Below are 21,526 nucleotides of genomic sequence, written 5' to 3' on the forward strand. Positions count from 1 at the left end.
TCTGGCGACCGGGCACATGCGCTGCTGGACCGGCTGCTACGGTGGGGGCGCAGGCAGTCGATGTCTTCCTCGCTAACGGCAACGGCGGCTGAATCTTTAAGCGTGGCCGATGGCAGGAGCCGGGCAGGGGAACGCGGTCGAGTGTCAGGTCCGCGATAGGACGATGTGGGTGTGCTTCATCCTGTGTCGGCAGCTGCGCGCGTGCGCAGCTGCCGACACCGCACTCAAAAATCCTGCCACTGGCTGTCGTTGCCGGCGACACTGCCGGGCGACTTGCGGGTGGGGTGACGCGGCGGTACTGCCGCACGCTTTTTGTCGGTCGGCGCCCGTGTGGATGGCGCAACCGCGCTGACCACCGGTCTGGCGGCAGGGGCAATCGCCGCCGGCCTGCCGGCATGGCTGAGCTTGAACACCGCCACCGCCTCGGTCAGCTGGCCGGCCTGTTCTTCCATCGCGCGTGCAGCGGCAGTGGCTTCTTCCACCAATGCCGCGTTTTGCTGGGTGGCCTCGTCCATCTGGGTCACGGTCAGGTTGACCTGCTCGATGCCGCTGGACTGCTCCTGCGAGGCGGCGGAGATCTCGCCCATGATGTCGGTGACGCGCTGCACGCTGGCGACGATCTCGGCCATGGTGGTGCCGGCCTGCTGCACCAGCGACGAGCCCTGCGCCACCTTGCCGACCGAATCGTCGATCAGGTGCTTGATCTCTTTCGCCGCACCGGCCGAGCGCTGCGCCAAGGTGCGCACTTCGCTGGCGACCACGGCGAAGCCGCGGCCCTGTTCGCCGGCACGCGCCGCTTCCACTGCCGCGTTCAGGGCCAGGATATTGGTCTGGAAGGCGATGCCGTCGATGACCGAGATGATCTCGGCGATCTTTTTCGACGAGACCTCGATGCCCGACATGGTGGTGACCACCTGCGCCACCACCGCGCCGCCATGCGAGGCGACATCGGCCGCGCCGATCGCCAGCTGGTTGGCCTGGCGTGCGTGCTCGGCGTTCTGCTTGACGGTGGAGGTCAGCTCTTCCATCGAGGCGGCGGTTTCTTCCAGGTTGGCGGCCTGTTGTTCGGTGCGTTGCGACAGGTCGCTGTTGCCGGCGGCGATCTCGCTGGCGGCCGCGTTGATCTGCGTGGCCGAGGTCTGGATGCCCGAGACGATGCCGGTGAGTTGCGCCACGGTGGCATTGGCATCGTCGCGCATGCGTGCGAACACGCCCTGGAACTGCCCGTCCATGCGCACGGTGAGGTCGCCCTCGGCCAGCGCGCTGAGCAGGCGGGAAATACGCTCGAGGCCTTGCGAGGTGGTTTCCAGCAAGCCGTTGAGCTGACGGCCGAACTCCAGATAGAAGCCGCGCTTGTCGTCCAGCGCCAGACGCTGGCCGAAGTCGCCCATCAGGGCCGACTGCACCAGCGCGGCGACCTCTGCCTGCGTGCTGACTTCGGCACTGACATTGCGCCACAGCAGCATGCTGCCGCTGCGATGGCCGTCGGCGGCGTAGAGCGGGGTCATGGTCAGATCCAGCGTCACCGGGCCGAAGGTGTAGCGCTCCAGCGTGGTGGACTGCAGTTGCTGCAGGCGCTGCAACCGCGCCTTGCCTTCGGCATCGGTGCCGAACACGTAGTCCAGCGGTTTGCCGACCACCGCATCGGCGCTGAAGCCCTGCTGGCCCTTGGCATGAAATGCCGCTTCGCCACCCTTGAACGAGGTGTGCAGTGCCTCGGTGATGAACACGGCAGTGTGCTGCTCGTCGGCCAGCAGCACTTCCATTTCCGAATGTTCCAGCGCGGTGCGGATGCGCAGGTTTTCGTTGGCGATCTGTGCGTCGCGTTCGATGCGCTGGCGCAGGTCGGTCTGCATGCGCTGCATGGCGCCCATCAGGCGGCCCACTTCGTCCTGGCGCTGCGCGGCAATCTGGTTGTCCAGCTTGCCGGAGGCAATCGCACCGGCCACCTTGGCCGCGGCATCCAGCGGACCCACCACCTGCCGCCGCAACAGTACGAACAGCGCCAGGCTGAGCACCAGTGCCGAGCCCAGGCCGACCGCCAGAATGGTCCACAACAGGCGATGTGCCTGCTGCATGATCGCCGCATACGGCACCACCACGCCCAGCGCAAAACGCTCCTGCGCCTGGCCGATCTGCAACGGCACATAGGCGCTGACCGTGCCGGCGGCATCCGGCGTGAAGTCCAGATAGTCCTTGCCGGCCCTGGTGGCCGCCAGCATCGCGCGATAGTCGGCGCCGTCGGCCGGCTTGCCGATCCGCGCGGCGTCGCGCGAGGCCAGAATCACCCCGGCGGGCGAGATCAGCTCGACATAGCCATCGTCCATCGGACGCAAGGCGCTCAGGCGCTTCTGCAACGCGGCCAGGGCGAAATCCACCGATACCACGCCCACATACTTGCCCTGATCCAGGATGGGCGTGGACAAGGTGGTCATCAGCACCGGCTTGCCGCCGATCTGGTAATCGTAGGGGCCGGCCACGATCTGCCGGCCCAGCTCGCGCGGTTTGAGGTTCCAGTCGCCGTCGCCGGGTTTTTCGTAACCGACCAGGGGTTCGCGGATCAGCGATTGCCCGTTGTAGGCCCAGTAGGTCATGAAACGGCCGGTGTTGTCGTGACCCTCGGCATCGACATAGTCGCTGTCCTTGCCGTCGAAGGCCTGCGGCTCCCACAACGTGCCCATGCCCACCCATTCGGGATGGTTCTGCAACTGGTCGTGCACGATCGCCGACGCCGCCTCGCGGCTCACCCCGCCATGCGCACGCTGCGCCAGCAGGGCGCTGGCGACCGACTGGCCGGTGGTGAACGCCTGTCCCAGCTCGCTGCCGATCTGTTCGGCCTGATAGCGCGCCGCGTTCTGCATCGTGGTCTGGGCCGAGGCGATCAGTGCGCGACTGCTTTGCCAGTAGCTGATCGCTGCGGTCAGGCCGAAGCACAGCAACGCAGCAACGGCGGTGCCGAGCATCAGGCGATACGCAAGACTGCCGCCGGAGCGGGGTTGCGTGGGGGACGAGGGCATGGGCGTGGCTTCGAAGTGAGGGAGGGAGTGCGGGAACGATCTGGCAGTCATCAGCTGGCGACGCGCAAGGCCTCCGCGCGCGCGGCACCGCGGCCGCTGCCGCGCTGCGCCGACGAGGCAGCGCTCACGCGGAAGCTGGACACCGCCTCGTCAAGCTGCTGCGCCTGCTGCTGCATGGCGTTGGCGGCGGCGGTGGCTTCTTCCACCAGCGCGGCGTTCTGCTGGGTGCTCTCGTCCATCTGGGTGACGGTGAGGTTGACCTGCTCGATGCCGGCCGATTGTTCCTGTGAGGCGGCGGAGATCTCGCTCATGATGTCGGTCACGCGCTGCACCGAGGACACGATGTCGGCCATGGTCTTGCCGGCCTGATCCACCAGCGCCGAGCCCTGCGCCACCTTGCCGACCGAGTCGTCGATCAGGTGCTTGATCTCCTTGGCCGCGCCGGCCGAACGCTGTGCCAGCGTGCGCACTTCGCTGGCGACCACCGCAAAGCCGCGGCCCTGTTCGCCGGCACGCGCCGCTTCCACCGCTGCGTTCAAGGCCAGGATGTTGGTCTGGAAGGCGATGCCGTCGATGACCGAGATGATCTCGGCGATCTTCCTGGACGAGGTCTGGATGCCGGACATGGTGTCCACCACCTGGCTGACCACCTGGCCGCCCTGCGAGGCCACCGAGGCGGCACCGATCGCCAGCTGGTTGGCCTGGCGCGCGTGCTCGGCGTTCTGCTTGACGGTGGCGGTGAGCTCCTCCATCGAGGCGGCGGTTTCTTCCAGGTTGGCGGCCTGCTGCTCGGTACGCTGCGACAAGTCGTTGTTGCCGGCGGCGATCTCGCCGGCCGACCCGGTGATGGCACCGGCGGCCTGCTGGATGCGCCCGACGATGCCGGCCAGCTGCGTGGCCGTGGTGTTGGCGTCATCGCGCATGCGTGCGAACACGCCGTGGAACTGACCATCCATGCGCGCGGTGAGGTCGCCTTCGGCCAGCGCGGCCAGCAGCTCGGACAGCTTGCCCAGGTTGCGGTCGCTGACTTCCATCATCGCGTTGAGGTCGTTGATCATGCGCGCCGAGTCGTGCCTGAAGCGCGTGGCATCGCCGCGCTGGCTGAAGTCGCCATTGGCCGCGGCCTGGGCCAGGCGCTTGATCTCGGTGTTGATCGCCAGCAGGCTGGCCTTGGCCGCATCCATCGCTTCGTGCAGCACCGCGCGCGTGCCCGGCAGGCGCGCGGCGTCGCGCGACAGGTCGCCTTGCGCGTACTCGTTGAGGATGCCGATCGCATCGATGATGGCGTCCAGGTGTTCGAAGATCATCGTATTGATGCCGCCGGCCAGTTCGCCGTAGACACCGGGGAAATCGGTGGGCATGCGGTGGCCGACGTCTTCGCCGGCGTGCATGTGCACCATCACCTTGGTCTGCGCGGAGAAGCGCTCCAGCGTGTGCACCATGTCGTCGGTGGCCTTGAGCATCTGTCCGATTTCATCGCTGCCGTGCTGTGCGGTGCGCACGCTCAGGTCGCCACGCGCCACGCCCTTGATGGCGGCGAGCGCACGCGAGACCGGCTCCAGGATCGAATTGCCGATCAGCCAGCCCACCAGCAGGTTGAGCAGCACCAGCACGCCGCCGGCCAGGGTGACGACGCCGGTGAAGGCCAGCGCCTGCGACTGGGTGTCGTCCAGATACACGCCGGTGCCGATCACCCAGCCCCACGGCTTGTACAGCGCGGCGTACGAGGTCTTCTGCACCGGCTCTTTTTCACCCGGCTTGGCCCAGGCGTAATCGACGTAGCCGCCGCCGGCCTGCGCCGCAGCGACGAAGGCCGGGAAAATCCGTTTGCCGTCCGGGCTCAGCACATCGTTGAGCGGCTTGCCGTTGAGATCCGGGCGGATGGGGTGCATCAGCATCACCGGCGTCTGGTCGGTGACGTAGATGTAATCCACGCCGCCACGTGCGCGCATGGTGGACAAGGTATGCAGCGCGGCTTTCTTGGCACTGTCCACATCCATCTCGCCCTTCTCGGCGCGCTCGGCGTAGCCATTGACCACCGCAATCGCCATCTCGATCTGGCTCTTGAGCCCGTCGCGGCGCGTATCGGTGAGATCCACGTATTGCATGCGGGCGGCGATCACTGCCAGCGCGATGATGCCCAGCGCCACCAGTGCGGTCTGCGCCAGAAACTTGCGCTTCAGCGGAACGTTGGCCAGCGTGTTTGCAATCGTGGTCTTGAAGGTCATGGCAGGTATCCAGCAAAGGAATGTGACCGGGATAAGTCGAATAGCGACCTGATCCCCAAAAGGTTGAGTGCCGCGCGATAGCCGGTCTGATGGCGGTTTTTCAGCGTGTTTGCGGCTGTAGCCGCACGCCGAGCGCGCCTGAGCCGGTTGCCGGCGCTGCGCGGCGGCAGCGCGCAACCGTGCGGGCAGGGCAGGCGGCATTGGGATCAGTCGGGGCAGGGCGCACGCTTACCTGCACGGCAGGCCGCGTGGTTTGGCGCAGCGGGCTGGCTAACCGGGAATGCTGCAACGCCGCTGCGACCGCTGAGGTCGCAGTGCGGACAATGCTCAGTTGCGTTGCGTGGTGCGCACGCTGGCGACCGATTGTTGCAGGGCCTGCAGTTCGGTCCACAGCACATGGCGCGTGTCGCCGGCATGGCCCAGCGACAGGGCCTGCGCGTATTGCAGGTCGCCCTCGTGCAGGGCGCGGTTGGCCTGCCGATGCTGCGCCAGGTAGTGGCCCAACTGCTGCTGCACCAGCGCAAACTGGCGCGCCTGCTCGCCCTGCGGCGCGCTGGCCTGGAAGTAGCCCGCATGTCGTGCAATGCGTTGACGCAGCTGACCCAGGCGCTCGTCGTAGGCCTCGATGCGGGCGGGATCGTGCGCGGCGGCAAGCTGCGCACGCTGGTCGTCGCGCAACTGCACCAGGTCGATGGCGAGCGACTGCAACGCGCTCATCGGGATGTTGTCCAGCAGGACCGAAACCGGCGCGGCCGGCGCTGCGAAGGAGGGCGGTAACCAGACGCTGGCAGCCAGCAGCGCGACGGCGAACACCGAGCCCAGCATGTGGCGGGCAGAGCGGGGTGAGTTGACGGTAGGCATGCGGACTTCCTTGGACGTAGCGCGGGCCAGACAGCCCCCATTGCTCCTGGTATCGGCCGCCGAAGCTTGTGCTTGATCACCTTTCGACCAACGGCAGCATTGCCAGGCGATCGCAGGGATGGTGTGGTGCGTCTGTGAGTCGCTGCCGGATGGCAAGACGCCCCGACAGGATCGGGGCGTTGCGGGTGCCGATGTAGAGGTGCCAGACCCGACAGCGCGGTTGCCTGTTCCCGCGCAAGACAGTGGCGTGCAGCCCTGGGGAGGGGACGAGGGCAGCCTCGTTTGGCTTAAACCACGGCCAGATGCCGCGGGGCGGATTGGCGGCTTGCCGGCGACAGCGCAGCATGCGGCTGGATCTTGAAGATCGCCACCGCATCGGACAGCTGGCCAGCCTGTGCTTCCATCGTACGCGCAGCGGCGGTGGCTTCCTCCACCAATGCCGCGTTCTGCTGGGTGGCCTCGTCCATCTGGGTCACGGTCAGGTTGACCTGTTCGATGCCGGCCGACTGCTCCTGCGAGGCGGCGGAGATTTCGCCCATGATGTCGGTCACGCGCTGCACCGAAGACACGATGTCGGCCATGGTTTTGCCGGCCTGATCCACCAAGGCCGAGCCCTGCGCCACCTTGCCGACCGAATCGTCGATCAGCTGCTTGATTTCCTTGGCCGCACCGGCCGAGCGCTGCGCCAGCGTGCGTACTTCCGAGGCGACCACGGCGAACCCGCGCCCCTGTTCGCCGGCACGCGCCGCCTCCACTGCGGCGTTCAAGGCCAGGATATTGGTCTGGAACGCGATACCGTCGATGACGCTGATGATGTCGGCGATCTTCTTGGAAGACACCTCGATCCCGGACATGGTGGTGACCACCTGTGCGACCACGCTGCCGCCTTGCGAGGCCACTGCGGCGGCGCCGATCGCCAGCTGGTTGGCCTGGCGCGCATGCTCGGCGTTCTGCCGCACGGTGGAGGTGAGCTCTTCCATCGAGGCGGCGGTTTCTTCCAGGTTGGCTGCCTGCTGCTCGGTGCGCTGCGACAGGTCCTGGTTGCCGGCGGCGATGTCGCTGGCGGCCGAATTGATCGAGCCGGCGGCCTGCTGGATGCGCCCGACGATGCTGGCCAGTTGCTCGGTGGTGGCGTTGGCATCGTCGCGCATCTGCGCGAAGACGCCGTTGAACTGGCCGTGCATGCGTGCGGTCAGGTCGCCGGCGGCAATCGCCTGCAACAGCGTCGACAGGGAGCGCAGGTTGGCATCGGCGGTGGCCATCAGCTGATTGAGGCTGTCCACCATCGCGTGGAAATCGTACTGGAAACGCTGCGCATCGCCGCGCACGCTGAAGTCGCCGTTGGCAGCGGCCTGTGCGAGCAGCCTGATCTCGCTGTTCATCGCCGACAGGTTGTGCTTGACCGTATCCATGGTCTGACTGAGCACGGCTTTTTCGCCGGGCAGGCGGTCCATGTCCTGGCTCAGATCGCCGACTGCATAGCGCGACATGATCTGCGCCAGCTTCATCTTCACCGCGATATGCGAGCCGACCAGAGTATTGGTGTCGTGCACCATGGTGCCGTAATCGCCCGGAAATGCGCTTTGATCCATGCGGTAGCTGATCTCGCCGGCCTCGTGGCGTTGCGCCATTTCCGATTGCGCCGCCAACACTGCCTGCAGTTGTCGCTGCATGTCCTGCATGCTGCGCAGCAGCTGGCCCGCTTCGTCGCGGCTGTCGACATGGATGGCGTTATCCAGCTTGCCTTGGGCGATGGCGCCGGCCACCCGCGTGGCGCGACCGAGCGGCCCGGCGATGCTGCGGGCGATGAACCAGCCTGCGGACGCGGCCAGCAGCACCGCCAGCGTCATCGCTGCGAGCATGATGCGCACCGAGGTTTGATACGCCGCTTCGGCCATGGCGATTTCGGCATTCATCTGCGCGGTATTGAACTTGGTCAGCTCCACCAGCTTGGCGAACAGATCCCGACGTGCGGGGCGCGACTGCTCGTCGGACACGGTGTTGGCGGTGACCAGGTCGCCGGCACGCACGGCTGCGCCAAGCGCCGCGTTGGCCTTGTAGTAGTCGGCGAGCTTCTGCTTGACCGCCTCGTACAGCTCGGCCTCCTTGCCCGGCTGCGTGGTCCTGGCATACGCAGTCTGCGCGATCTCGACCTCGCTGCGGGCCTTGTCCATGCGCTCGAAGTAGTTCTGCACCGCCTTCGGATCGTCTGCGTGCGCAAGTTGCGCGAGCTCGTAGGTGCGGAATTCGCCAAGCAGCGCGCGCATTTCGCTGAGCTGTTGCACCGCCGGTGCCCAGGTATAGCCGATCTCGCGCAGCAGATGCGCACTGGATTGCATGCGTGTCAGCGCGAATACGCCAAGGCTGAGCGTGATCAGGACGGTAATGGAAAAGGCAACGGCGAGCTTGCGGGCAACGGCGAGATTGCGGAACCAGTTCATCGAAGTCATCTCGTGCGTACAGAGATCAATGGGCAGCGTTGGCGTCTGCAAGCGGGCAGACGCGCCAGGACGGTCGCTGAGTTGGACATGGCCGCGGGCCAGGACACCCCGCGGGTCGTGCCATGCCGCGCGGGTTCGGCGCTGCCGGCGGGCCCCAGACCGCCGGAAACATCACACCATGGTGTTGGATGTGTTGCAGGTGTTACAGGTGTTGCGATGCGGCGTCCGTGCCGCGGTTGTTGTACTGACTCAGGCGGCCTGCGGCACGCGCAGCGAGCGCACCAGCCCACCGATGTCCACGATCAGCGAGACCCGTCCATCGCCCAGGATGGTGGCGCCGGACACGCCCGGGATGCGGCGGTAGTTGTTCTCGATGTTCTTGACCACCACCTGTTGCTGGCCGAGCAGTTCGTCCACTTCCAGCGCGATCTTCTGGCCATCGCCTTCGACCACCACCACCAGCGGTTCCTGCGAGGACTGCTGCCCGCCGAAGCCGTAGTAATCGGTGAGCGACAGGATCGGCAGGTACTCGCCGCGCACCCGCAGCACCCGGCCGTCGCCGGCCATCGAGCGGATGTCTTCCGGTGCCGGCTGCAGGGCCTCGAGCACATAGGCCAGCGGCAGGATCAGGGTTTCGCCGGCCACCGACACGGTCATGCCGTCGAGGATGGCCAGGGTCAGCGGCAGGCGTATCAGCACGCGGGTACCGCTGCCGGCGTTGCTTTCCAGCTGCACTTCGCCACCCAGGCCCTGGATGTTGCGGCGGACCACGTCCATGCCCACGCCACGGCCGGACAGGTCGGTGACGGCATCGGCGGTGGAGAAGCCCGGTGCGAAGATCAGGTCCCACACCTGCGCATCGGTCGGGTTGTCCGGCACGGCGATACCGCGTTCGGCCGCCTTTTCCAGGATCTTGGCGCGATTGAGGCCACGGCCGTCGTCGCTGACTTCGATCACGATATGACCACCCTGGTGCGAGGCCGCCAAGGTGATCGTGCCGGTCTCGTCCTTGCCGGAGGCGCGACGCGCATCGGGCATTTCCAGACCGTGGTCGATCGAGTTGCGCACCAGGTGCACCAACGGATCGGCAATCTTTTCGATCAGGCCCTTGTCCAGCTCGGTGCCTTCGCCGATGGTGCGCAGGCGCACCTGCTTGCCGAGGCGGCTGGAGAGGTCGCGGACCAGGCGCGGGAAGCGGCGGAACACCGCATCCACCGGCAGCATGCGCACGCCGATGACCGCTTCCTGCAGGTCGCGGGTATTGCGTTCGAGCAGATCCAGGCCGGCGAACAACTGTTCGGCGTGCGCCGGGTCCAGGCCGGTGGAGACCTGCTTGAGCATGGCCTGGGTGATGACCAGCTCGCCAACCAGATTGATCAACGCATCGACCTTGTCGACGCTGACGCGGATCGAGGTTTCCGCTTCGGCCGCGGCGGCCTTGGCCGGCGTGGCAGCAGCAGCGGCGGCAGGTTCGGCAGCAGCAGCGGGCGCCGCAGCGACGGCGACCGGCGCCGCGACAGCGGCTTCGACGGCCAGGCTCGGCGGCGGGCCGGGCACCGCCATCGGGCGGATGTCCAGCTCGCAATCGTCCACCACCCAGGCGAAGGTGTCTTCGATCTTGCTGCGCGGAATCTTGCCGATCAGGCCCAGATCCCAGGCCAGGTAGGCTTCCAGCGGGTCGATGTTCTCAAAGCCGGGCATGCGCTCCAGGCGTGCGGCAATCTGCAGCGGGCCCAGGTGCTCGAGCTCGCGGATGATGCGCAGCGGGTCGTTGCCGCTCATGAACAGCGACGGCGCCGGGGTGAACCCGATATGCCAGGCTTCGGGTTCTTCTTCCTTCGGCTTGGCGACCGCCGCAGCGGCCGGCGCTTCGCCGGCCAGCACGGCGTTCAAACGGGTATGCACGGCCTTGACCGCGGCCGGGTCGGCCGGGGTGCCGTGTTCGGCTTCGCGCAGCAGGGCGCGCAGCACGTCGACCGAGCCGAGCATGGCATCGACCGCATTGGGTTCGAGCTGGCGCTTGTTGGAGCGCAGCTCGTCCAGCAGCGTCTCCAGCACGTGGGTCAGGCCGGCGACGGCTTCGAAACCGAAGGTGGCCGCGCCGCCCTTGATCGAGTGCGCGGCGCGGAACACCGAGTTGATGATTTCCGGGTCGCGGTTGCCCTCTTCAAGGGACAACAGCCCGGCCTCCATCGCGTCCAGCCCTTCGCGGCTTTCCTCGAAAAAGGTGGCGTGGAAACGTTGCAGGTCCATGCTCATGGGCGTGAGATCCGATGGTGAAGCGAGTAAGGATTAACCCAGAACTTTCTGGACGGTGGCGATCAGCTGTTCCGGATTGAACGGCTTGACCAGCCAGCCGGTGGCACCGGCGGCCTTGCCTTCGGACTTCTTGTCGGCCGCCGACTCGGTGGTGAGCATCAGCATCGGGGTGAACTTGTAGTCCGGCAGCTGGCGCAGCTCGCGGATCAGCGAGATGCCGTCCATGTTGGGCATGTTCACGTCGGTCACCACCGCATTGAAGCGTTGGCCCTTCGCGCGGCCCAGCGCAACGGCGCCGTCCTCGGCTTCTTCGACGGCAAAGCCGGCAGAGGTGAGGGCGAAAGAGACCATCTGGCGCATTGACGCCGAATCGTCCACCACCAAGATACGTGCGCTCATGCGGCGTTCTCCACAGATTTCAGGTTGTCATTGGATGCGGAAAGTCCGAGCGCGTCGGTGACGCCGAGCAGACGGGCCGCATCTCTAAAAGTGTCGTTGCAGCCATCGAATTCGGTATGCAAGCCCGCCTGGCGGCGGCTCTGCACAAAGGCGCAGAGCAACTGCACGCTGGCGGTATGGATGCGCCGGACGTCGCCGGCATTGAGCACCAGGTCGCCGTCCTGGGTCAGGAACGCGGCAAGCTTCTGCTTGAGGTCGGCGCTGGTCTCGATGCCGAGATCCTCACCCAATGTCACTGTGCTCATTGTTGCTCCGAACGGATGGTTCTATGCGTACTAACGGCGGGGGGCGGGAAAGCTTTAACGCTGAATCGTTGCGTGTGCAGGTGCGCGTCAGCTGCGCGCTGGATCAATGCAGCAGATGGCTGGCATCGAGCAGGATCATCGGTTGATGGCCCAGCCGCGCGACGCCGCGGAACAGGTTGTTGGAAATGCGGCACAGGCGGGCGTTGTCCGGCGGCTCGATCTGCTGATCGGTCAGGCTGGTCACATCCTCCACCGCCGACACGCGCAGGCCCATGGTTTCGCCATTTTCTTCCAGCACCACCACACGCGTCTGCAGATCCATGTCGATCGGTGCCGAGCCCAGATGCATGCCCAGGTCGATCACCGGCACCACCTGGCCACGCAGGTTCATGATGCCGAGCATTGCGCTGGCGGTGCCGCGCAACGGCAGCAGCGGCACCGGCAGCACCACTTCCTGCACCTTGAGCAATTCCAGCGCGTAGGTCTGCTCGCCGCAGCGCAGGCGCAGCCAGCGCGTACTGCGTTCGCTGGCGCGCCGCTCGGCCTGGATGTGCTCGGCCTGGCCGGGCGCCAGCAGCGCCTGCAGGCCTTGCGGATAGATCGGCGACGGCGGTGCGCGGTGCGGTGCCGGTGCAGGGCGCGGCGGTGCCGGAGCGGGTGCCGGCGGGGCGGGTGCGGCATCGGCGAAGGCCGGGTCGGCATCCATCTCCGACAACAGATCGGCCGCCAGCAGGTCCGCGCCGGCGGCAGCGGTGGCAAACGCCGGGTCGGCGTCCATTTCGGCCATCAGGTCGGCGGTGCTCATGAACGGGCTGGGTGCAGCGGTGGCAAAGGCCGGGTCGGCATCCATTTCGGCCAGGAAATCGGCAGCGATATCCGCGGCGCTGGGCGCGGCAACCACCGGCGGCCCGAAAGCCGGGTCGGCATCCATTTCGGCGAGGAAATCGGCAGCGATGTCCGCGGCGCTGGGCGCGGCGACCACCGGCGGCCCGAAGGCCGGGTCGGCATCCATTTCGGCCAAGAAGTCGGCAGCGATGTCCGCGGCGCTGGGTGCGGCAACCACCGGCGGCCCGAAGGCCGGGTCGGCATCCATTTCGGCCAGGAAGTCTGCAGCGATATCCGCGGCGCTGGGTGCGGCAACCACCGCCGGCGGCCCGAAGGCCGGGTCGGCATCCATTTCGGCGAGGAAATCTGCAGCGATCGCGTCGGCGCTCGCCACCGCGGCAACCGCGTGGGAGGTGGCCGCTTCCGACACGGCGGCCGCTTCGGGAGCCGCGGCAGCCTGCACCGGCGGCTCGGCCAGCGCAACGTCTGCGTCCGCAGGCGCCGGAGCCTCGCTGGCAGCAGGGGCGGCAGCGGTGGCAGCGGGGATCTCGACGCCGGCATCGTGCAACAGGCCTTCCAGATAGTCGTCCAGCTCACCGTTGGCGGTGTGGTTGCTCATGCAGCTTGCTCCATACGCATCGCGTCATCGGCCAGCACCCATTCCAGCGCGCGGCGATAGGCGGACAGGCCGCGGCCCTGGTAGTCGCCGCCGGTGGCGGGGACGGTCAGTGCGGCGGCATTGCAGATTCGGGTATCCACCGGCACCGCGTCTTCCCAGACGACGGCGCCATAGGTGTCCTGCATCTCCTTGAGCGTCTCGGTACCGGCGCGGGTGCGACGGTCGAACAGGGTCGGCAGGATCGACACCGGCAGTGCGCGGCGACGCGAGCGCTGCACCATGTCGGCAGTCCGCACCATGCTGGCCAGGCCATGCAGCGCCAGCGGCTCGGCCTGGGTCGGCACCACCACGCGGTCGCAGGCGGCCAGGGCGTTGATCATCAGCAGGCCGAGCGTGGGTGGGCAGTCGAGCAGGATGTAGTCGTGCTGGCCGGCATGCCGGGTCATCGCGTTCTGCAGCGCCAGGCCCAGGCCGGGCTGGTTGGCACTGCGGCGTTCCAGCGTGGCCAGTGCGGCTTGTGCGCACACGTAGGACAGGCCGGGGATGGCGCTTTCATGGGCCAGGCTGGCCAGGTCGCTCGGCGGGGTGCCGAACAGGTCCAGCACACCGCGCGGCGGCGGGTCGATCGCCACACCGAACGCGCGGGTGAGGGAGGAGTGCGGATCGAGGTCGATCAACAATACCCGGTGGCCGAGCGCGGCCAGGCCGCGACCCAATGCCAGCGTCGTGGTGGTCTTGCCGACGCCGCCCTTTTGGTTGGCGATTGCCCAGATACGCATCTCACTGCACTCCTTGAATTACGGCGGGGACGGAACTTGTGCCGCTTTCGGTGGTGACGGCCGTTTGGCCGCCGTCAGACTTGGGAAGCTTGGGCGCCCCGGCGGCGGTCGCATGCATCTGCGATGGCGGATCGGGTGCGAGTGAGCCAGCCGAGTCAGCGAGGATGATCAACACCACACGCCGGTTCGCATTCCGTCCCGCCTCAGTGCTGTTATCGGCACGTGCGCGGAATTCTCCATAGCCCACCATCGCCAATCGTTGCGGGGCGACGCCGTCGTCGGCAAACAGGTGCACCACGCTGGCGGCGCGCGCGGCCGACAGCTCCCAGTTGGAGGGGAACTGTGCGGTGGCGATCGGCTGGTTGTCGGTATACCCCTCCACGCGCACGCCATTGGGCGCATCGCGCAGCACCGCGGCCAGCGCCGACAGGGTGCCGCGGGCGCTGCCGGCCAGCGAGGCCGAGCCGGTGCCAAACAGGATGTCGCTGTTGATCTCCACCTCGATCCACAGGTCGTTGCGGCGGATGGTGATGAGTTTCTGCTCGATCAGCGGCGCCAGCGTCTTGCTCAGCTGCTGGGCCACCGCATCCATCTGCCGCTGCGCGCGCGCCAGCTGCGCCTGGTTGCGCAGCGACACCGGCATGCGCATCTGCGCGGCCATCGACGGCAGCAGGGTGGGGTCGGTCGGCCCGCTGGAGGCGGCCATCGGGGCGCCGGCCTTGATCACCGAGGGGCGGTCGTAATCGGCGCCCAGGGTCTGGGTCTTGCCGATCTGCACCGGGCTGGCGGCAGTGGACGAGCCGCCGAAAGCGGTGGTCAGCGCCTGCGCCATGACCTTGTACTTGCCCTCGTTGAGCGAGGAGATTGCGTACATCACCACGAAGAACGCCAGCAGCAGCGTCATCAGGTCGGCATACGGGATCGCCCACGCTTCGTGGTTGCCATGGTCTTCGTGATGTTTGCGACGGCGGGCCATGACGGGACTAATGCAAGTATCCGGCCAATTTCGACTCGATGTTGCGCGGGTTCTCGCCCTGGGCGATCGCGATCAGGCCTTCGATCGCCATTTCGCGCTCGTTGGTGCTGCAGTGGATGACGCTCTTGAGCTTGGCGGCGACCGGCAGGAACAGCAGATTGGCCGAGGCGATGCCGTAGATGGTGGCGGTGAACGCCGCGGCGATGCCATGGCCGAGCATGGCCGGGTCGGCCAGGTTCTTCATCACCGCCATCAGCCCCAGCACCGCGCCGATGATGCCCAGCGTGGGCGCATAGATGCCCATGCCTTCGAACACCTTGGCCGCGGCAAGATCCTGACGCTCCTGGTTGTCCATTTCGATCTCGAGCATGTGCCGCATGGATTCGGGCTCCACGCCATCGACCAGCATCTGCAGGCCCTTGCGCAGGAATGCGTCGTCCTGGCGCGGGAGCTGGTCTTCCAAGCCCAGCAGGCCCTGGCGGCGGGCGATGTTGCTCCATTCGACGATGCGCGCCAGCAACTGCGGGCGGTCGCTGGCCGGCGGCTGGATCACCCAGCGCAGGATCTTGAAGGCGCGCCGGAAAACCGCCGGCGAGGTGTGCAGCAGGATCGCCGCCACGGTGCCGACGATCACGATCACGAAGGCAGCCGGCGACCACAGCGACGAAATGCCGGCGCCTTTCAACACGCTGCCGCCCACGATCGCCACGATCGCGAGCACCAGTCCGATGATGCTGAGTCTGTCCATGGAGGCGATATCGGCGCGAGCCCGGCGGACTTGATAGACGCACTCGGTCGATGCGCCAGAAAGTTGTCGTTTTGCGGCATGGGCCGCTTCCACGCTGGCGGCGATGCAGGGTTGACAGGTCATCGGCGCATGCCAAGGCGTGTCATCGATGCCGCCGCAGGCCCCGCCGCGCTTGCGCGTGTACGCAGGCAACAAACGCGCGCATGTTCGGTGTGGCGATCGCGTTGGCGATGGCCGCCAAGCGGCGTGTGGTGGGCGATGCCCCCACGTCGATCCAGCCTATTGCTGAGCTCGGTTTTAAACAAGGTGTGTGCTGGCGCGTCGGCAAACCGCTTGCGTCCGGTTGCGGGCAAGGGTGTGTTGCTTGCTGCGATCACGCTGCTGCGGCCGGCCGGCCATCGTGGATGCCCTGCAATGCCGCGGGCCTGTTGCGGGGCAGAATGCGCTGCCGCATGGGCTGTGCTACTTAGCTTTCCACGGCATTAGAACGATCTAATTGCATCTGCGTGGAAGCGGACGCAAGAGGAGGGGGGGCGCAACGGCGCCGGATATTTTTGTGTCACTTCGCGCAGCGTTCTTGGCGGATCGTTGGATCGACAGGAATCGGCCGAAGCCAATCACTATTGGGAGAGCATGATCGAAATGAACTGCATGCCATTCGCACGCAACCGCAGCACGCTGTCCGCCGGTATCGCCATCGTCTTGTTCGCGAGCGCCGCCTCTACCACCGCTGCCGCCCAGCAGGCCGATGCCACGCCGGCGCCCACCGGCCAGGCCGAAGTGCAGGCCACGGACCTGGATGCGGTGACGGTGACCGGCTACCGCTACGCGATCGAAAAAAGTCTGGAGCAGAAGCGCAACGCCAACGCCGTGGTCGATGTGATCACCGCCGAGGACGTGGGCAAGTTCCCCGACAAGAACGTGGCCGATGCGCTGCAGCGCGTGCCCGGCGTGGTCATCAGCCGCGACGGCGGCGAAGGCAAGAACGTCAGTGTGCGCGGCCTGTCCTCGGAGCTGGTGCTGACCGAATTGAACGGCAACTACATCGCCACCGCCGAATCCAACGGCGACCCGACGCGCTCGTTCAACTACACGCTGCTGCCGTCGAACCTGCTGGGCAGCGCGGAGCTGTACAAGACCCCGGAAGCACGCATCGACGAAGGCGGCATCGGCGGCACGGTGATCCTGCAGACGCGGCGCCCGCTGGAACTGGAGCCACATTCCGGCTTCGTCTCGGCCGAGGGCACCTGGTCGGATACCAGCAAGAAGACCGACGGCCAGTTCTCCGGTTCGTACTCGTGGCACGACAAGGACAACCGCTTCGGCGTGTTCGTTGGCTACACGCAGCAGAAGCGCACCGCGCGCACGCTCAATGCCAGTACCGAGAGCTGGCAGTGGTACGGCCGCGACGAAGTCGGCCCGGCGGTCGACGTGAATGGAAATCCGTCGGACTTCAACGCCAACTGGTGGGGCGGTACCGGTTTCTGGAACCAGGACGGCAATTACTCCACCGGTTTCATGATGCCGACGGCGGTCAGCCTGGAGGCCAAACGCGAGGAGCGCGAGCGCAAGGGTGGGCAACTGACCTTGCAGTTCAAGCCGACCGACGACCTGACGCTGACCGCGAACTACTTCCGCTTCGACCTGTCGCAGGACTCGCAGACCAATACCATCAAGATTCCCGAGTGGAACATTGCCCGCTATAACGGCGACGGCAACTGGCGCGGCGGCCGTCTGCTCGACGGGCTGCAGTTCGATCCCAGCGGCACCATCGTCACTGGCGCCGCCTACAGCCTGCGTCCGGGCAAGACCTATTATTGCAGCGAGGCGCAGGCCGCCGCGGCCGGCCTGCCGCCGGGCGGCTGGGGCTCGGACGATTGCACCGTGCCGACGCCGCAGATCACCGGCAGCTACAACATCGAGAAATCGCAGTCGCAGACGGTGGACCTGGGCGGCGAATGGCGTGGCGAGCAGGTGGACGTGGCGTTCAAGGTCGGCCGCACCTGGGCCAAGGGCGGGCCGGAGCTGCAGTTCTCCCTGCCGATCAAGCCGCGCCTGCAGAACGCCGACGGCAGCTGGACCAACGGCAACTTCGCCAGCGCCTGGGACCTGACCGGCACGCCGAGCATGACATTCTCGCCGCAGCTGATGCAGAACCTGCGCGACGGCATCCTGCAGGTCGACCTGGGCTCGACCGGCTCGTCCTGGACCCGTAACACCAATCAGCAGCAGTACGCGCAGATCGATACCACCTGGCATTTCGATGGCGAGGTCGTCGACTCGCTGCAGTTCGGCCTCAAGCGTCGCGACGGCGGCATCCACCGCAGTACCGGCAACAACTACTGGGTGTGCCCGGGCACCGATCCGGGCGACTACGACAACCGCTACTGGAACGGGCGCTGCAATGCCATCGCCACCCAGTTCTCGCCTGGCCTGCTGTTCGCGCAGGACAATCTGGCCGGTGGCGTCAACGCCAGCGCGTTCCCGGCGATCAACTTCCCGGGCTACATCGGCTACTTGAACCAGACCTACGGCGCGATGCAGACCCGCAGCGAAGACAACTTCGTCTACAACGTCGACGAGGAGATCTATTCCACCTACCTACAACTCAACTTCCACACCGAGCGGTTGCGAGGCAACGTCGGCGTGCGGGTGGCGCGCACCGGCCAGCGTGCCGATTCCACCGACAAGGTGACCGCCTACAACGACTACTTCTTCGATGGCGCCGACGGCAATCCGCTGGCCTGCCAGCAGGGCGCCGCCATGCCCAGCGGCGCCCCGGCCGACACCTATTGCGGGACCGAAGGCTACTGGCGTTTGTCCGACAGCGTGCAACGCACCGAGTCGTTCGTGGTCAGCGGGCTGGACCGCAACTACACCGACGTGCTGCCGAGTTTCAACCTGGCCTACGACCTGACCGAGAACCTGCTGCTGCGCGCGGCAGCCGCCAAGGTGATCGCACGTCCCAGCTACAACGACATCGCCGCGCCCGGCAGCCTGGAGTTTTACAGTCCCGAGTACGTGGCCGACCGGCGCCTGACCGGCGGTGCCAGCGAGCAGGGCTGGTACGGCTCGGGCAGCAACAAGAACCTGGAGCCGTACAAGGCCAACCAGTTCGACCTGGGGCTGGAATGGTATTTCCAGCCGGGCTCGGTGGCAGGTGTGGGACTGTTCCGCAAGAACGTGGAGAACTTTGCGGTCGACGTCATCAGCGACGTCAACATGATGGTCGACGGGCAACCGGTCACCGTGCAGAACTACAGCACCCAGGCCGGCGGCCAGGACGCGGTCTCGCAGGGTGTGGAGCTCTACGCGCAGCACACGCTGCCATTCGGTCTTGGTGTGCAGTTCAACTACACCTACAACGATGCCAGCAAGGCGGCGGTGCGGCTGGAGGATGGCACCGAGGTCGGCAAGACCTCCATGCCAGGCAGCGCCAAGAACCAGACCAACCTCACCGTGTTCTACGAGACCGACAGCCTGCTGCTGCGCGCCTCGTACAACCGTCGCGGCGAGCTGGTGCAAGGCCTGGTCAACGGGCTGAACGTCTTTGAGGAGCCGTACTACCAGGTCGATCTGAACGCGGCGTACAACATCACCCCGGCGCTTAGCCTCACCGCCTCGGTGCTGAACCTGACCAAGCAGGAGTCACGCTCGCACCTGGGCGAGGACACCCGCGCCCGCTTCTACACCGGCGGCTACGCCGGCCGGCTGGCGTACCTCGGGCTGACCTACAAGTTCTAGCGCCAACGTGTCGCGCCCATGCCTGCCGCGTGGCGGTATGGGCGCGATGGTTCGCTGACGGCCGGACTGCAGTGTTCGCTGTCCGCGACGACATCGTCGCGTGTGCGCGGTCATTCACCGCAGGATCTCATCGCATGGGGTCTTTGCTGGTGCGAATGCTCTCCCTGTCCCCGGTGCAGTTGCTGGCCACGCCGACGCTGGCTGCCGCACTGCGGTCAAACCGTCGAGCGATGCGGCGATCTAATCGGGCCTTGCTGAAAAGAAACGGACCTGGGCCCGTTATTTCGACCCGTTATTTCGACACCACGGGCGACGACTCAGCGCCATTTCGTCGGCGATCCGGGTGATTCATCGGCGGCTTCTGTGGCTTGGTCGCAAACGGATTGCCACGCCCCCGCGCGGATGGCAACTTGCAGCGGCGATCACGTCGACCTGGAGCCCCCCGCATGACCCCCGTTGCCCTGTATTCGCCCGATCCAGCCCGCGGCTGGCTGCCCTGGGCCTGGGTGACGCCGATCCTGATGATCCTGTTCAACGCGGCACCAGCGATCGCGCTGGACGGGTGGATGCAGTCGCAGCATTGGTCGACGCCGCACGGCGATCCGATCGGCCTCGCTGGCTTGTATGCGCTGTTGTGGATCGGCTTCGCGCCGACGCTGGCGGCCGTGCTCGTCTGGGTACGCTTCGTCGAAGGGCGCTCGCTGGCGAGTATCGGGCTGACCGGTCCGGCGCCGCTGAAAACCTTCCTTCGCGGACTGGCCGTTGGATTCGGCACGATCGCGCTGGTCGTAGTCGCGATCTGGATGGCCGGCGGCATGCAGGCGGCGGGCTTGGGGCAGGCCTGGCGGTCGCCCGTCAGTCTGCTGCACATCAGTCTGCTGCTATTGAGTTTCATGTTCCAGGCAAGCGTGGAGGAAGTCATCTTCCGCGGCTGGATGCTGTCGGTGGTGGCGCGCAAGACCAATGTCGCGGTGGCAGTGCTGCTGGTGTCGCTCGTTTTCTGCTTCCTGCATTTCAGTCCGCACCAGCCGCCCCGGGTCATGCTCGGCACGTTCCTGTTCTCGCTGTTCGCCTGCGCCTGGGCGCTGCGGACCGGCAATATCTGGGGCGTGATGGGCTGGCACGCGGGGTGGAACTGGTTGCTCGCGACCGGCTTCGAACTGCCCGTCACCGGCATCGATGCGCACTTGCCGGCGCTGCTGGTGGCGCTACGCCAGCAAGGCCTCGACGCTCTGACCGGTGGCGCGCAAGGGCCGGAAGGCAGTTACCTGTGCAGCGTCTTCTTCGTCGCCGCGATCGCGTGGATCCAGTGGCGAAAGACGCGCGGAGCTCAGAACTTCTCGCCGACCAGCAGGTAACGCCACTGCCCGGGCGGCATCGCCCCGTCCGAGCCCTTGCCGATCGGATGCTGGTTCGCGCCGTACCGGCGACGACCACGCAATGGAGCGTCTGCTAGCGCTCGGTGGGCCGATCGACGCTCCGCTACGGGACTTCTCGGTAGGGTAGGGGAACTGCTATCCAACATTAGAATTAGGGATGTTTATCGGGGGTAGGGCAGCTCCCGACCCTAAGCGGTCACTCAAAAGAACGGGCTCAGATTCACTTAAGGAAGTCGACCTGACCCTCAGGTTTCAGAACTACGGCACCCAGGCCGGCGGCCACGACGCAGTTTCGCAAAGCGTGGAGCTGTATGCGCAGCACACGCTGCCGTTCGGCCTTGGTGTGCAGTTCAACCACACCTACAACGATGCCAGCAAGGCGGCGGTGCGGCTGGAGGATGGCACCGAGGTCGGCAAGACCTCCATGCCCGGCAGCGCCAGGAACCAGACCAACCTCACCGTGTTCTACGAGACCGATAGCCTGCTGCTACGCGCGTCGTACAACCGTCGCGGTGAGCTGGTGCAAGGCCTGGTCAACGGGTTGAACGTCTACGAGGAGCCGTACTACCAGGTCGATCTGAACGCGGCGTACAACATCACCCCGGCGCTCAGCCTCACCGCCTCGGTGTTGAACCTGACCAAGCAGGAGTCCCGCTCGCACCTGGGCGAGGACACCCGCGCCCGCTTTTACATCGGCGGATACGCAGGCCGGCTGGCGTACCTGGGACTGACCTACAAGTTTTAGCTCCCAATCGTTTCGCGCCCATGCCTGCCGCGTGGCGGTATGGGCGCGATGGTTTGGCGATGGCCGGGCTGCGGTGGAAGTGACCTGGAATCGTTATTTCTCATGGGCGCTCCTATATTAACTCCACGCAATGCGCCAACGCCTTCTGGGCCTGGCTGCATCACTACAACTGGCATCGACTACACGCCAACCTCGCTACAA

Annotated in this window: 12 protein-coding genes and 2 pseudogenes; 3 read left to right on the forward strand and 11 right to left on the reverse strand. The window is 66.4% G+C overall.

The window, feature by feature from the left end; all coding sequences use genetic code 11:
- Positions 1–224: 224 nt before the first annotated feature.
- The 11 genes and pseudogenes from AC06DU_RS09835 to AC06DU_RS09885 form a co-directional block, all read right to left on the reverse strand.
- Positions 225–3,017: a methyl-accepting chemotaxis protein gene (locus tag AC06DU_RS09835; RefSeq protein ID WP_478204265.1), complete on the reverse strand. Its 2,793-nt coding sequence runs from the start codon at positions 3,015–3,017 to the stop codon at positions 225–227.
- A gap of 50 nt (positions 3,018–3,067) precedes the next feature.
- Entirely contained in the window at positions 3,068–5,245 is a 2,178-nt protein-coding gene (locus AC06DU_RS09840) for a methyl-accepting chemotaxis protein (RefSeq protein ID WP_065032229.1), read from the reverse strand.
- Positions 5,246–5,572: 327 nt separating this feature from the next.
- On the reverse strand, positions 5,573–6,106 hold the full coding sequence (locus tag AC06DU_RS09845; protein ID WP_046342506.1) for a hypothetical protein: 534 nt from the start codon (positions 6,104–6,106) through the stop codon (positions 5,573–5,575).
- 296 nt (positions 6,107–6,402) lie between these two features.
- A pseudogene (locus AC06DU_RS09850) lies at positions 6,403–8,547 on the reverse strand (methyl-accepting chemotaxis protein); the annotation flags it as partial.
- Between the two features lie 249 nt (positions 8,548–8,796).
- On the reverse strand, positions 8,797–10,806 hold the full coding sequence (locus tag AC06DU_RS09855; protein WP_102257017.1) for a chemotaxis protein CheA: 2,010 nt from the start codon (positions 10,804–10,806) through the stop codon (positions 8,797–8,799).
- A 33-nt stretch (positions 10,807–10,839) separates the two neighbouring features.
- Positions 10,840–11,205, reverse strand: a complete 366-nt coding sequence (locus AC06DU_RS09860; protein ID WP_002806565.1) for a response regulator — start codon at positions 11,203–11,205, stop codon at positions 10,840–10,842.
- Positions 11,202–11,510: an STAS domain-containing protein gene (locus AC06DU_RS09865; RefSeq protein ID WP_024937684.1), complete on the reverse strand. Its 309-nt coding sequence runs from the start codon at positions 11,508–11,510 to the stop codon at positions 11,202–11,204. Before AC06DU_RS09865 ends, AC06DU_RS09860 begins: the two co-directional genes overlap by 4 nt.
- A 103-nt stretch (positions 11,511–11,613) precedes the next feature.
- Positions 11,614–12,954 carry a chemotaxis protein CheW gene (locus AC06DU_RS09870; RefSeq protein WP_478204267.1) on the reverse strand — a complete coding sequence of 447 codons (1,341 nt, stop codon included), beginning with the start codon at positions 12,952–12,954 and terminating at the stop codon, positions 11,614–11,616.
- A complete protein-coding gene (locus tag AC06DU_RS09875) occupies positions 12,951–13,733 on the reverse strand; it encodes a ParA family protein (protein ID WP_024937682.1) in 783 nt (260 codons plus the stop codon). The genes AC06DU_RS09870 and AC06DU_RS09875 overlap by 4 nt, the downstream gene beginning before the upstream one ends.
- A gap of 1 nt (position 13,734) precedes the next feature.
- Entirely contained in the window at positions 13,735–14,709 is a 975-nt protein-coding gene (motD, locus tag AC06DU_RS09880; RefSeq protein ID WP_039515497.1) for a flagellar motor protein MotD, read from the reverse strand.
- 7 nt (positions 14,710–14,716) lie between these two features.
- Positions 14,717–15,457 (reverse strand): flagellar motor protein, encoded by a 741-nt coding sequence (locus tag AC06DU_RS09885; RefSeq protein WP_026064871.1) that lies wholly within the window; start codon positions 15,455–15,457, stop codon positions 14,717–14,719.
- A gap of 588 nt (positions 15,458–16,045) precedes the next feature.
- Here AC06DU_RS09885 and AC06DU_RS09890 point away from each other — a divergent pair.
- From AC06DU_RS09890 to AC06DU_RS09900, 3 genes and pseudogenes are all read left to right on the forward strand, one after another.
- Entirely contained in the window at positions 16,046–19,201 is a 3,156-nt protein-coding gene (locus tag AC06DU_RS09890) for a TonB-dependent receptor (RefSeq protein ID WP_478204269.1), read from the forward strand.
- Between the two features lie 446 nt (positions 19,202–19,647).
- Positions 19,648–20,559, forward strand: coding sequence for a CPBP family intramembrane glutamic endopeptidase (locus tag AC06DU_RS09895; protein WP_478204271.1), 912 nt, complete (start codon positions 19,648–19,650; stop codon positions 20,557–20,559).
- A gap of 274 nt (positions 20,560–20,833) precedes the next feature.
- Positions 20,834–21,325: pseudogene (locus AC06DU_RS09900) on the forward strand (TonB-dependent receptor domain-containing protein); the annotation flags it as partial.
- Positions 21,326–21,526: the final 201 nt, after the last annotated feature.

The sequence above is a fragment of the Xanthomonas sp. NCPPB 3200 genome (assembly GCF_056393585.1).